We start from the raw sequence: 12012 nt of genomic DNA, 5'->3' as shown, positions 1-12012 counted from the left end.
GTCCCAGCCGCCGACGTCGGCCCCCAGCCGCATGCCGCCCGCGCCGCGGCGGGCCCGGCCCGGCGGGGCGCCGCGCCGGCGCAGCTGCCGCGCCGCCGTGAGGGCGTCCCCGAGCGTGCCGATCGGGCGGCCGACGGCCTCCGCCAGCTCGGCCCGGTTGGGCTTGACCACGTCGGGGCGGGCCGGGAGCGCGGCGAGCAGCGCCGGGCCGGAGGTGTCCAGGGCGATCCGGGCACCCCCGGAGTGCGCCTCGGCGACCAGCTCGGCGTACCAGGCGGGGGCGAGCCCGCGCGGCAGGCTGCCGCAGCAGGCCAGCCAGTCCACGTCCGCCCCGGCGGCCCGGGCGCGGACGGCGGCGAGCAGGGCGGCCGACTCGGCCGGGGTGAGCTCGGGGCCGGGCGCGTTGACCTTGGTCAGCGGGCCGTTGCGCTCGGCCATGGAGACGTTGATCCGGGTGTCGCCGCCCACCTCGACCGCGTCGACCGCGATGCCCTGGTCGTGCAGCAGCTCGGCGAGCAGCCGGCCGGCCGGTCCGCCGAGCGGGAGGACGGCGGTGGTCGGGTGCCCGGCCGCGGTCAGCGCGCGGGCCACGTTGACGCCCTTGCCGCCCGGGTCCAGCCGGTCGCCGACCGCCCGGTTGACCTCGCCGCGGACCAGTCCGTCCAGGTCGTAGGTGCGGTCCAGGCTCGGGTTGGGCGTGATGGTGACGATCATGCGCGGATCACCTCCGGGCCGAGCGCCTCGATCTCCGCGGCCTGTGCGCCGGTCAGGCCGGTGTCCGTGACGAGCACGTCGACCTGGTCGAGCGAGCCGAAGCGGGCGAAGTGCCGCATGCCGTACTTGGAGGAGTCGGCGACCAGGACCACCCGGCGGGCGCCGGCCACCATGGCCCGCTTCACCGCGGCCTCGGCGAGGTCGGGGGTGGAGAGCCCGCCGTCGGTGCTGAAGCCGTTGGTGGCGACCACCGCCACGTCGGCGTGGACGTCGGCCAGGTCGCGCAGCGCCCAGCCGTCCACCGCGGCGTGGGTGCGGTGCCGCAGCCGGCCGCCGACCAGGTGCAGGGTCAGCGAGGGGTGGTCGGCGAGCCGGGCGGCCACCGGCAGGGCGTTGGTGACCACGGTGAGCGTGCTGTCGGCGGGCAGCAGCGCGGCGAGCCGGGAGACCGTGGTGCCGGCGTCCAGCAGCACGCTGCCCTCGTCGGGCAGCAGCGCGAGGGCGGCGCGGGCGATCCGCTCCTTCTCCTCGGCGGCGGTGGAGTCCCGCTCGGCGAGCCCGGGCTCCAGGTGCAGAGCGCCCGCCGGCAGTGCGCCGCCGTGCACCCGGCGCAGCAGCCCGGCCCGGTCGAGTGCGCTGAGGTCGCGCCGGATGGTCTCCTGCGTGACGTTGAACTCCTCGGCGAGCGAGGGGACGTCGACTCTGCCCCGGGTCTGGGCGAGCTGCAGGATCTGCTGCTGGCGCTCTGGAGCGTACATGTGGGATCGGGTCCGTTTCATGTCTGTTTACGCCTGGTTTCTTCAGACGATACGCGGAACGCGCCGGAAATCAAGAGTCCGAACATGTGGGATTACTGCCCGAATGTGTTGACACCCTCGTTCAATCGGGCGTAGAACCAAACGAACCCACCTGTTGGCCCGGCCGACGGGAGGGGAACCGCACCGCCCGCTGCCGGCCGCGAGCCCCCGCGCCGCCGCCACCGGGCCGCCGCCCACCCCTGCCACCCGCAAAGGACCCGCCATGCCCCAGCTCCTGGTCACCGTCGGTTCGCGCAGCGGCCTGCACGCCCGGCCCGCCTCGCTCTTCGTCCGCGCCGCCGCCCGCCAGCCGGTCACGGTGGCCGTGGGCCGCCCCGGCCAGACCCCGGTGGACGCCCGCAGCCTGCTCTCCGTGCTCGCCCTCGCCGCCGGCCACGGCGACACCCTCGAACTCACCGCCGACGGCGACGGCGCCGAGGCCCGCGGCGCCCTCGACGAGCTCGCCGCCCTGCTCGCCGACGACCTGGACGCCGAGCGGTGACGCCTCCCCAGCCGCTCGCCGGGGTGCCCGCCGGGGCGCTCGCCGGCATCGGCGTCGGCAGCGCCAGCGCCGCCGGCCCGGTCGCCCGGATGGCCGCCGCCCCCGCCCTGCCCGCCCCGCGGCCGGTCGCCGACCCCGCCGCCGAGACCGCGGCCGTCCGCGCCGCCCTCGCCGCCGTGGTCGACGACCTGCACCGGCGGGCCGACCGGGCGGCCGGCCCGGCCGCAGACGTCCTCGCCGCCCAGGCGATGATCGCCGCCGACCCGGTGCTGGCCGAGCGGGCCGCCGAGTCCGTTGCCGCGGGCAGCGACGGCCCGCACGCGGTCACCGCGGCCTTCGACTCCTTCCGCACCGCACTGGAGGCCGCCGGCGGGTACTTCGCCGAGCGCGCCGCCGACCTCGACGACCTGCGGGACCGGGCCGTCGCCCGGCTGCTCGGCCTGCCCTCGCCCGGCCTGCCCGACCCCGGCCACCCCTATGTGCTGGTCGCCGACGATCTGGCACCGGCCGACACCGCACTGCTCGACCCGGACAAGGTGCTCGCCCTGGTCACCGTCCGCGGCGGCCCCACCAGCCACACCGCCATCCTCGCCAAGGCGCTCGGCCTGCCCGCGGTGGTGGGCTGCGCCGGCGCGGCCAACCTCGCCGACGGCCGGCCGGTCCTGGTGCTCGGCGCCGAAGGCCTCGTCCTCGCCGACCCCGCACCGGTGGACGTGGCGCGGGCCGCGGACGAACAGCGGCAGCGGCGCAGCCGGGCCGCCGGGGTCCGCGGACCCGGCCGGACGGCGGACGGGCACCCCGTCGCCCTGCTCGCCAACCTCGGCGCGCTGCACGAACTCCCCGGCGCGGCCGCCGCCGACGCCGAGGGCGTCGGGCTGTTCCGCACCGAGTTCCTCTACCTCGACCGCACCGAGGCGCCCGGCGCCGACGAGCAGACCGCCGCGTACCGGGCCGTCTTCACCGCGTTCACCGGCCGCCGGGTGGTCGTCCGCACACTGGACGCGGGCGCCGACAAGCCGCTGCCGTTCGCCACCGCCGCGGACGAGGAGAACCCCGCGCTCGGGGTCCGCGGCCTGCGGACGTCCGTCCGGGACCCGCAGCTGCTGGAGACCCAGCTCGCCGCGATCGCCGCGGCCGCCCGGGGCAGCGGCGCCGACGTCCGGGTGATGGCGCCGATGGTGTCGCTGCCCGCCGAGGCCGCCGCGTTCGCGGCCCGGGTCCGCGCCCACGGGCTGCCGTCCGCCGGGGTGATGGTCGAGGTGCCGGCCGCCGCGCTGCGCGCCGAACGGATCGCGCAGGCCTGCGACTTCCTCAGCATCGGCACCAACGACCTGGCCCAGTACGCCTTCGCGGCGGACCGCACGCTCGGTGCGCTCGCCGGCCTGCTCGACCCGTGGCAGCCCGTCCTGCTCGACCTGGTGGCCGCCGCGGCCGAGGGCGGCGCGGCGGCCGGGGCCCCGGTCGGCGTGTGCGGCGAGGCCGCGGCCGACCCCGCGCTCGCGCTCGTCCTGGTCGGCCTCGGCGTCGGCAGCCTGTCGGCTGCGCCGTCCTGCCTGCCCGAGGTGCGGGCCGCGCTCGCCGGGCACACCCTGGCCGACTGCCGCGCGCTGGCCGCCCTCGCCCGCGGCGCGGCCGACGCCGCCACCGCCCGCGCCCTCGTCCGGGAGGCACTGGGCTGACGACTCCGGCGCCGGGCCCGGTGGGGGACCGGCGCCGGACCTCCTCGCCGCCCCCGGCGGGCCTGTGCGATGATCCGTGCCGACGTGGCGGAAGGCCACACGGGCACGGACGGAGCCGGAGCGCTATGAGGTCGTTCGAGTGGGTCGTGCTGGCCCTGCTGTGGGTGGTCGTCCTGCTGCCGGCCGTGCCGGCGCTCACCCGCGGGACGCTGCCGCCGTGGTGGCGCGGCCCGGCGCGGAACCCCCGGCTGTGGGGTGTCGGCGACCTCGTGCTGGGGCTCGGCGCCACGGCGTCCATGACGGCCCGGCACTGGAGCTCCTCCGGCTGGGCCCTGGGCGGTGCCGTGGGGCTCTGCGGCATCGGCCTGATGACGTGGGCCGGCCGCCCCCGGCCGAGCTGACGCTGCGCGGTCTCCCCGCGGGCGGGAAACGGCCCTGCCGTCGGCGGTTGATGACAGACTGTCGGCCACGGCGGACGAGGGGGGCGCGGGATGGCGGACGGGGTGGACGGCGCGGCGGCGCGGCGCCGGTTCGAGTTCATCGAGCAGGAGGTGCGCAGCCAGCTGGTGGGCCGCCGACGGCGGCGGGACCGTGACCGCGGCACGGCCTTCACCCTGCAGGTCGCCACGGTCGGGCTGTCCGCCGCGATCACCGTGCTGCTGGGGATCCAGGTCGGCGGCGCCGCGCGGCAGTGGCTCTCCGACACGGCGCTCGGCCTCGGTGCGCTGATCACCGTGCTGGCCGCCTGGCAGGCGTTCTTCGCGCACCGGGCGCTCTGGATCCAGCGGGCGGACACCGTGCACCGGCTGGAGGCCCTGGAGCGCCGGATCGCCTACTACCGGATCGGCCTGGGCGAGGACGCGCCCGAGCCCGCCCGGGCCGACGAGTTCCTCGCCGAGTACGAGCGGATCGCCCGGCTCGACCACGAGTCGTGGTCCCGGATCCGGCAGGCCGCCGACCCCCAGCCGGGCGTGCCGGACCTGCCACCGGGCCCCGCGTAGCGCTACCCGGTGCGCCAGTCCCGGGCCGTGGCCAGCGCCGTCAGCTGCTCGACGGAGAGTGCGGGCGTGCCGGGTTCGAACGCGTAGCCGTTCGGGCCGTTCCACTCGGACAGGTCCACCCGGGTGCCGTCCGGGTGGAGCGTGTCCACGCCCCAGGTCAGGGTCGGGCCGCCGCCGCCCTTGCTCGCGCCGTCCGCCCGGGTGATCACGCCGGTGCCGTCGGCGGTGTGCGTGAGGCCTTGGCCGCCGGCCGCCTCGAACACCTGGCGCGGGTCGTCCTTCCCCTCCTGCCCCCAGTGCGGCCAGACGGTGACGGACAGCCAGCTGGCGCGGCCCTCGAAGGTGACCTTCACCCGTGCGACGCCCGGCGTCGACTGCGGGGCGCCGGCCTGGTCGGCGGTGGCCCCGGCGGGCAGGAGCCCGGTCAGCGTCGCCAGCAGCGCCGACGGTGCCGGGCTCGACACGCCCGGCCTCGGCGCGTCGGTGGGGCGCACGCCGTCGGACGCCCGGTCCCAGGCGCTGCTGGTGACCACGGCGACGGCCTGGTCGGCGGTGAGCGCCACGCCCTGTCCGCCGTCGGGGTCGAAGGCGTCCAGCCGCACCTGCTCCCCGTCCGCCCGGGTGTGCACGGCCGTCAGCGACTTCGACATGCCCTGCTGCCGGGGCAGCAGCACGTACACCACCAGGATCGAACCGTCCCGGCGGGTGGTCCGCGTGCAGCTCTCGACCGGTTCGCCGAACGGGTCCGCGCACTGGGTGTCCTCCGTGCCGGCGGTGATCGGCAACGAGACCTGGCGCACGTCCAGGCTGATCCGCCCCGGGCCGTTCGCGCCCTCGAACTCCAGCGCGGCCACCGGGTTGCCGGTGTTGCTGCGGCCCCAGCCGTGCGCGTTCCGGACCTGGCCGGCCGGCATCAGTGCGGCCAGGGTGTCGCGCATGTAGGCGTCGGAGACCCGCGCGGCCGGCCGGCCGCCGGGGCCGCCGATGCCCGCGACGCCGCCCGGCCCGATCAGGCCGGAGCCCACGGCCAGCACGGTCGCGGCCACCGCGGCGGCGCCGCCCAGGACGGTGGCCCGCCGGTTGCGTCGGCGCTGCCGCCCGCGCCGCTCCGCGGCGTCCGCCAGGCCGTTCGGCTCGGGCTCCGGTGCCAGTTCGGCCGCCGACCCCAGTGCGGCGGTGAAGTTCTCTTCCCAGGACATCGTGGTCGTCCCGCATCCTCTCGTGATCGGCCCGCCTCCGCGGGCCCGACTGCTGGTCGCCGACGCGCTGTTCACGGCCGGTCGAGCTCGTCCAGGCTGTCGCCCAGCACCACCCGCAGCCGGGCCCGCGCCCGGCTGCTGCGCGTGCGGACGGTGCTCGGCGGCAGCCGCAGTGCTGCCGCGGTCTCCTCGACGCTGCGGTCCTCCCAGTACCGGAGTACCAGCACCGCCCTGTCCTGCACGGGCAGTTGGCGCAGCGCCAGCAGCAGCGTCACCCGCAGCGACGGGTCCGGGCCGTCCGCGCCGGTGTCCGCGAAGCGGTCGGTGGGCCGTTCGGTGCTGCTGCGCCGCCGCCGGTACGAGAGGAAGGCGTTGACCAGGACGGTCTGCGCGTACGCGGCCGGGTTGTCCAGGCGCGAGGCCTTCCGCCACCGGTCGTAGAGGCGGCCCAGCGTCTCCTGTGCGAGGTCCTCGGCCAGGTGGGAGTCACCACCCGTCAGCAGGTAGGCGGTCCTGACCAGGTGGCCGCCCCGCGCCGCCGCGAACGCGCGGAAGTCCGGCGGTCCGCCGGGCGGCTGGGCGGGGCGGTCGGTCGTTGATCGGTCCATGCCCTGAAAGACGCTGTGGGAGGGAGGTTGCGTCCCACGGGGCGTCTCCACCGGATTCCCGGCGTGCCGGGGCGGACTAATGAAGCTGCCGGCTCTCGAGGTGGAGCGCCGTGCGGTAGGCGGCGGGGGTGACGCCGTAGGTGGGGTGAACCACCGGGTGAGGTGGGCCCGGTCCGCGAAGCCGGCCTCGGCGGCGGCCGTCGACGGTGCGGTGCCCCCGGCCGGCAGTGCGCGGGCCCGGCGCAACCGCAGATCGCGCTGGAAGCTTCGCGTCCGTGCCGCTCGGCTTCTCCGTGATGGGGGCGCGCACCCTGTGGTGGGGCGGCTGCGCCTGGGACTCGTGCGCCCTGCCGCACCTGCTCCGGGACGAGCCCGACGTGCTGCTCGCCATCCGGTGTCCGGCCTGCGACACCCCGCACGCCTGGGTGGTCGGACGGGAGGCGCCCCCGCAGGGCGACCAGGTGGCCCACTTCCTCACCCCGATGGCGCGGGTCTGGGACGACGTCGTCCACACCTGTGCCAACCAGCGCCTGTTCTGCGCCACCGACTGCGTCGACGCCTGGCTGCGCCGCACGGGCCGGGACCGCGGGTACGTGATGGATCTGGACACTCTGTGGTGCTTCGCGAGCGACTGGTACACCGGCCGCCTGGAGCCGGGCCACACCCGCCGCGACCCCGCCGCGGCCGGTGCCTACTTCGCGGCGGTGGGCCTGCGCGGCCCGTTCTGGGGACTGCCCGACTGAGCTCCCGCTCCTCGCTCCGGCCCGCCGGTCACCGGCCCGCGGCCGGCGGCCCGTCCGACGGCCGGGCCCAGTGCGCCGGGCGGGTCAGGCCGTCCGGGATGCGGGTGGCGGCGTCGCCGCGGGCGGCGGTGAGCTGCGGCTGGGTGAGGAAGAGGCTGCCGGTGAGGTCGGCACCGCTCAGATCGGCGTCCCGCAGATCGGCGCCGATCAGGTCGGCCGAGCGCAGGTCGGCCCGGCTGAGGTCGGCGGCGATCAGGTAGGCGCCCCGGAGGTTGGCGCCGCGCAGGTCGGCTCCGGCGAGCCGGGCCCCGACCAGGTCGGCGCCGCGGTGGTTGCGCCGGCGTCCGGGCAGGCCCGCGCGGGCCAGTTCGCTCGCGCGCAGCAGCAGGTCGCCGGTCTCGGCGCGGATCGCGGGCACGTCGGCCGCGGCGAGGACCTCGGCGCTCTCCCGGCTGAGCCGGTCGACGGCCTCCAGCGCCCGGCGCAGCTCGCCGTGGACCGGCCGGGCGGCGGGCAGCGCCAGCGCCTCGGAGAGGTACCAGAGCAGTTCATGGAGCTGCCGGACGACCGGGAAGGCCTCGAACATCGCGCGGGCGCTGCCGGGCTCCCGCCGCCAGTCGGTGCCGCCGAAGGTGACCCGGGAGACCTTCTGGCCGGCCCCGAAGCAGTCGAAGACGGTGCACCCGCGCCAGCCGGTCTCCCGCAGCTCGGCGTGGATGCCGCAGCGGAAGTCGTCCTGCAGGTTGCGGCAGGGCTTCCCCGCCTCCTTGGTGGACCGGAAGTCCGCGGAGGCCGCGAACGGCAGCGCGACGCAGCACAGCCCGAAGCAGCTCGCGCAGTCGCTGACCAGGCCGAGCGCGGCCCGGTCGGGGGCGGCGGGCGCCGGCCCGGCCACCCGCGGCTCGCGGGCCCGCTGCCCCGGTGCCCGCCGGCGAGCCGCTCCCTGCTGCTCGGCTCCCGGCTTCGGGGTCCGCCGCTCGGCGGGCCGCTCCTGCGGGGCGACCCGCTGCTGCGGGGCCTCCTGCTTCCGGGCTCGGGGTTTGCGGGTCACCGCGGGTGGTCTCCTACCGGTCGGGTCCGGCACCGGCCTGCCCGGTGCGCGGTACCCGGCCATTGTCCCCGACGTGCGGGGCAGCTCCGCGCGGGCGCCCGTCACCGCCCGGCGCCGGCGGCCTCCCGCAGCAGGTGCTCCTCCTCGGCCGCCGAGAAGCCCGCGCGCAGCGGCGGCTCGCCCCGCGCACGGTCCCAGGCGAGCACGTCCGCGGCGGTGACGGCGAGCGGGGTCGCGGTCAGTCCGGCGGCCCGGGCGCGGGCCGCGCTGCGCTGCTGGCCCGCGTGGTCCGTCCGGATGAGCGGGAACATCGGCGGCGCCGCCTCCGGCGGCACCGGCACGATCTCCACCTCGGTGCCGGCGGCCGCGGCGCAGGTGCGAATCAGTCCGCCGAGGGTGGTCGGCTCGGCCGGGCCGACGGCGTGGAAGGTACCGGGCCGGTCGTCGAGCAGCAGCCGCACGGCGAGCCGGGCGAGATCCCGCGAGTCGACGACCTGCACGGGCTGCTCCGGGTCGCCGGGCAGCGCCACCCGGCCGCCGCGGGCGGCCCGGCGCACCCAGGAGGTGAACACGTCGGACGGGTCGTGCGGCCCGGCGACCTTGCCCGGGCGCACGATCGTGGCCCGGTCGCCGTACCGGGCCAGCACGTCGTCCTCGCAGGCGGCCTTGGACGGGCCGTAGGTCTCGTCGTCCAGGTCCTCGACGCGCCGCACGTGCCGCACCGGCGAGCGGCGCGGGGTGCTCTCGTCGGAGCCGGGCGCGACGCCCTCGCGGACGTAGACCGCGTGGCTGGAGAGGAAGAGGTACCGTCCGACGCGGTCGCCGAGCGCCGCCGTCGCATCGCCGACCTGCCGCGGCAGATAGCCGCTGGTGTCCACCACGGCGTCCCAACTGCCGCCCCGCAGTGCGGCGCAGTCTCCGCTGTCGCGGTCGCCGAGCAGCCGCGGCACCCCGGGGAAGAGTTCGCGGCCCGTCCGGCCGCGGCCGAACAGGGTGAGGTCGCAGCCCTCGCGCAGGGCCTCCTCCGCGATGGCCCGGCCCACGAACGACGTCCCGCCCAGGATGAGTATGCGCATACGGAGGAACCTAGCCGAGGGCGGCGCGGGCCGGGGTCAGTCCTGCGCGAACAGGGCGGCCAGGCACGGCAGTCGGCGGGCGGTCTCCGCCTCGTCCTCGAAGTCCCGGTCGAACTGGATCGCCGGGTACGTGATGGTGAAGCAGCCGTCCGGCAGGTCCTCGCCGGCGGCGGTGCGGTGCGCCTCCCAGGCGATGCCGAGCGCGTCCTCGCACTCCAGCTCCTCGCCGTCCGCGGCGGCGGTGCGGACGGCGGGCAGCGCGGCGAGCGAGTCGGGCTCGGCGACGGCGCGTTCGAACACCTCGCGGCCCTGGAGGACGAGCCAGCCGCGGAAGTACTCGAAGCCGTCGTCCGAGCAGCCGCCGTTGACCAGGTAGGCGGCGGCCCACAGCTCGGCCCGGTAGGAGTCGGCCATCAGGTCCCAGAAGGCCTGCTGGGCGCCGAGGATCTCGGCCCGCGGCCGGGCGGCGAGCAGGGCGGCGGCGCGCTCGGCCACCGCCCCGGCGTCCGCGGCGTCCGTGGCCGTCCGGCGCGCCTCGTCGATCAGGTCCCAGTACTGCTGCGTGTCCATGGCCGGCAGCCTGCCGCACGGCACCGACAACGGCTCACGCCTCGTCGAGCGCGGCGCGCACCAGGGCCGCGGTGGCGGCCGCGTGGGCGTCGTCGGTGTACCGGCCGCGTGGCCAGAAGAAGCCGCGCAGCCCGTCCTTGGGGTTCCGCGGGACGACGTGCACGTGCAGGTGCGGCACCGACTGGCTGATCCGGTTGTTGGCCGCGACGAAGCTGCCGGCCGCGCCGGTGCCCCGCTCCACGGCCGCGGTCAGCCGCCGGACCCGGTCGAAGTACGGGCCGGTCTCCGCCGCCGTCAGGTCGGTCAGCGTCGGCACGTGCCGGCGCGGGACGACCAGCAGGTGGCCGGGGAAGAGCGGGCGGTGGTCGAGGAAGGCGAGGACGGTGTCGTCCTCGAACACCCGGTGGACCGGGAGGTCCCCGGCGACGGCCCGGCAGAAGAGGCAGCTCACCCGGTGATTCAAGGCCATCCGCGGGCGCCGCCGCGGCCGGTGCCGCACCGGCGGCGTGTCGCCGCCGCGGCACCGGGCGCGGCCCAGCCTGTGACCGGCCGTCACAGGATGATCGCCTGTCTGGCTGCCCGTCCGGCGGGCCGCGCACGATGGCCGGGCCGGACGGCCCGTGACCCTCCCGGAGCCGCCGTCCGCCGCCGCCCTGCCGGGCGGCTCCGGACCCGCACCCGAAGGGTGATGCCCCGTGAGCACCATCTCCGACCCGCCGACCGCGGGCGCGCCGACCGCTGCCGCGGTCCTCCACCGGTGGCGGTACGCCGGCGTGTTCGTGCTGCTCTTCCTGTTCGGTACGGAGACCTTCCTGGTCTCGCCGCTGCTGCCGACGATCGCCGGCTCGATCGGTGTCACGGAGTCCGCCGCGGCCTCCGGCGTCACCGCCTACGTGCTGGTGTACGCGGTGTTCGCGCCGTTCCTCGGGCAGCTGAGCGACCGGTTCGGGCGCCGCCGCACCCTGCTGGCCGGCACCCTGCTGTTCGTCCTGTCGAACGCCGGCGCGGCGCTGTCGACCTCGCTGACCCTGCTGGTGCTCTCCCGGGCGGTGGCGGGCCTCGCCGCGGCCGCGGCCGGCCCGGCGATCTGGGCGCACATCGCGGAGACCGCGCCGGACGCCGTCCGCGGCCGGGCGCTCGGCCTCGGCATGGCACTGTTCTCCTGCGGCCAGGTGATCGGGGTGCCGCTCGGCGGCCTGCTCGCCGGTGCGGCCGGCTGGCGGGCGGCGTTCTGGGCGCTCACCGCGGGCACCGCCACCGCGGTGCCGCTGCTGCTGCGCCAGGTCGCCGGCGGCCCGGCACCCGCCGCCGCCCCCCGCGGGCCGGCCCCCTGCTGTGCGGCCTGCCGCCCGCCGGCGCCGGCGGCCGGCTCGGTGCGCTCGGTCCTCGCGGCCTGGGCTGATCCGGCGCTGCGCCGGGCGCTGCTGGTCAACACCGCCTTCCACGCCGGGAACCTGGGCGCCTACACCTTCCTCGGAGCGGTGCTGGTGCAGCGCTTCGGCCTGTCGGTGCAGGCGCTGGGCCTGGTCGGCGTGCTGGTCGGCGCGGGCAGCGTGGCCGGTTCGCTGGCCGGCGGGCGGCTCGGCGACCGGGCCCGGGCGGCCGGGCGCACCGGCCTGCCGCTGCTGCCGCTGTGGGGCCTGCTGCTGGCCGCCGGGGTGGCGCTCGCCGCGCAGGGCCCCGGCCTGGCCGTGGCGCTGGCCGGGGTCGCGGTCTGGTTCACCGCGAGCGGCGGGTTCGTGACGGACCAGCAGACGCTGGCCGGCACGGTCGCCCCCGGGCTGCGGGCGACCTCCAGCGCCTGGCTGACCTCCACGATGTACGCGGGCACCGGCCTCGGTGCCTGGGCGGTCGGCACCTTCGCGGACCCGGCGCGCGGTGCGCTGCTGGTCGGCGCCGGGGCGGCGCTGCTCGCGGCGGCCGGTGCGGTGGTGGTCGGCCGGGGCCTGCGCGGCGCGGCCGCCGAGCCGGGCTGAGTCAGCCGGCCGCGCGCCGGGGGCCCGCGGGCGCGGGGGGGCGCGCGCGCGCGCGGGGGGGGGGCCGCTCGGGCCGCGCCGCCCGGGCGCCCGCGG

Annotated in this window: 14 protein-coding genes; 6 read left to right on the top strand and 8 right to left on the bottom strand. The window is 77.8% G+C overall.

Features of this window, described 5'->3' with window-relative positions:
• Window positions 1–714 (bottom strand): 1-phosphofructokinase family hexose kinase (locus ACFV0G_RS23310; RefSeq protein WP_380551093.1); only part of this gene is annotated, 714 nt, incomplete at its 3' end.
• Window positions 711–1472 carry a DeoR/GlpR family DNA-binding transcription regulator gene (locus ACFV0G_RS23305; RefSeq protein WP_380551090.1) on the bottom strand — a complete coding sequence of 254 codons (762 nt, stop codon included), beginning with the start codon at window positions 1470–1472 and terminating at the stop codon, window positions 711–713. The genes ACFV0G_RS23305 and ACFV0G_RS23310, both read right to left, overlap by 4 nt.
• 262 nt (window positions 1473–1734) lie before the next feature.
• On the opposite strand from ACFV0G_RS23305, the gene ACFV0G_RS23300 reads away from it, so the two are divergent.
• From ACFV0G_RS23300 to ACFV0G_RS23285, 4 genes are all read left to right on the top strand, one after another.
• Window positions 1735–2013 (top strand): HPr family phosphocarrier protein, encoded by a 279-nt coding sequence (locus tag ACFV0G_RS23300; protein WP_380551087.1) that lies wholly within the window; start codon window positions 1735–1737, stop codon window positions 2011–2013.
• Window positions 2010–3692, top strand: coding sequence for a phosphoenolpyruvate--protein phosphotransferase (gene ptsP / locus ACFV0G_RS23295; protein ID WP_380551083.1), 1683 nt, complete (start codon window positions 2010–2012; stop codon window positions 3690–3692). Before ACFV0G_RS23300 ends, ptsP begins: the two co-directional genes overlap by 4 nt.
• Window positions 3693–3817: 125 nt before the next feature.
• A complete protein-coding gene (locus tag ACFV0G_RS23290; protein ID WP_380551080.1) occupies window positions 3818–4093 on the top strand; it encodes a hypothetical protein in 276 nt (91 codons plus the stop codon).
• A 90-nt stretch (window positions 4094–4183) separates the two neighbouring features.
• Window positions 4184–4693 carry an SLATT domain-containing protein gene (locus tag ACFV0G_RS23285; RefSeq protein ID WP_380551077.1) on the top strand — a complete coding sequence of 170 codons (510 nt, stop codon included), beginning with the start codon at window positions 4184–4186 and terminating at the stop codon, window positions 4691–4693.
• Window positions 4694–4695: 2 nt separating this feature from the next.
• Here ACFV0G_RS23285 and ACFV0G_RS23280 read toward each other — a convergent pair whose 3' ends face one another.
• A complete protein-coding gene (locus tag ACFV0G_RS23280; protein ID WP_380551074.1) occupies window positions 4696–5892 on the bottom strand; it encodes a hypothetical protein in 1197 nt (398 codons plus the stop codon).
• 71 nt (window positions 5893–5963) lie between these two features.
• Entirely contained in the window at window positions 5964–6500 is a 537-nt protein-coding gene (locus tag ACFV0G_RS23275) for a SigE family RNA polymerase sigma factor (RefSeq protein ID WP_380551071.1), read from the bottom strand.
• 275 nt (window positions 6501–6775) lie between these two features.
• Here ACFV0G_RS23275 and merB point away from each other — a divergent pair, with 275 nt between their 5' ends.
• Entirely contained in the window at window positions 6776–7243 is a 468-nt protein-coding gene (gene merB / locus ACFV0G_RS23270) for an organomercurial lyase (RefSeq protein ID WP_380551068.1), read from the top strand.
• Window positions 7244–7271: 28 nt separating this feature from the next.
• Here merB and ACFV0G_RS23265 read toward each other — a convergent pair whose 3' ends face one another.
• The 4 genes from ACFV0G_RS23265 to ACFV0G_RS23250 all read right to left on the bottom strand — a co-directional run bounded on the left by ACFV0G_RS23265 (window position 7272) and on the right by ACFV0G_RS23250 (window position 10391).
• Window positions 7272–8138, bottom strand: a complete 867-nt coding sequence (locus tag ACFV0G_RS23265; RefSeq protein WP_380551096.1) for a pentapeptide repeat-containing protein — start codon at window positions 8136–8138, stop codon at window positions 7272–7274.
• Between the two features lie 257 nt (window positions 8139–8395).
• Window positions 8396–9370 carry an NAD-dependent epimerase/dehydratase family protein gene (locus tag ACFV0G_RS23260; protein ID WP_380551065.1) on the bottom strand — a complete coding sequence of 325 codons (975 nt, stop codon included), beginning with the start codon at window positions 9368–9370 and terminating at the stop codon, window positions 8396–8398.
• Window positions 9371–9406: 36 nt separating this feature from the next.
• Complete coding sequence (locus ACFV0G_RS23255; protein WP_380551062.1) at window positions 9407–9940, bottom strand: DUF4240 domain-containing protein; 534 nt, start codon at window positions 9938–9940, stop codon at window positions 9407–9409.
• Window positions 9941–9974: 34 nt separating this feature from the next.
• The gene (locus tag ACFV0G_RS23250; RefSeq protein WP_380551059.1) at window positions 9975–10391 is read right to left on the bottom strand and encodes an HIT family protein; all 417 of its coding nucleotides are present in this window, start codon (window positions 10389–10391) and stop codon (window positions 9975–9977) included.
• A gap of 244 nt (window positions 10392–10635) precedes the next feature.
• Between ACFV0G_RS23250 and ACFV0G_RS23245 the strand changes: the two genes are divergently transcribed.
• Window positions 10636–11916, top strand: coding sequence for an MFS transporter (locus ACFV0G_RS23245; RefSeq protein ID WP_380551056.1), 1281 nt, complete (start codon window positions 10636–10638; stop codon window positions 11914–11916).
• Window positions 11917–12012 lie beyond the last annotated feature (96 nt).

Source organism: Kitasatospora sp. NPDC059571 (assembly GCF_042735675.1).
Classification (GTDB): domain Bacteria; phylum Actinomycetota; class Actinomycetes; order Streptomycetales; family Streptomycetaceae; genus Kitasatospora.
This window is presented reverse-complemented; position numbering and strand designations above follow the sequence as displayed.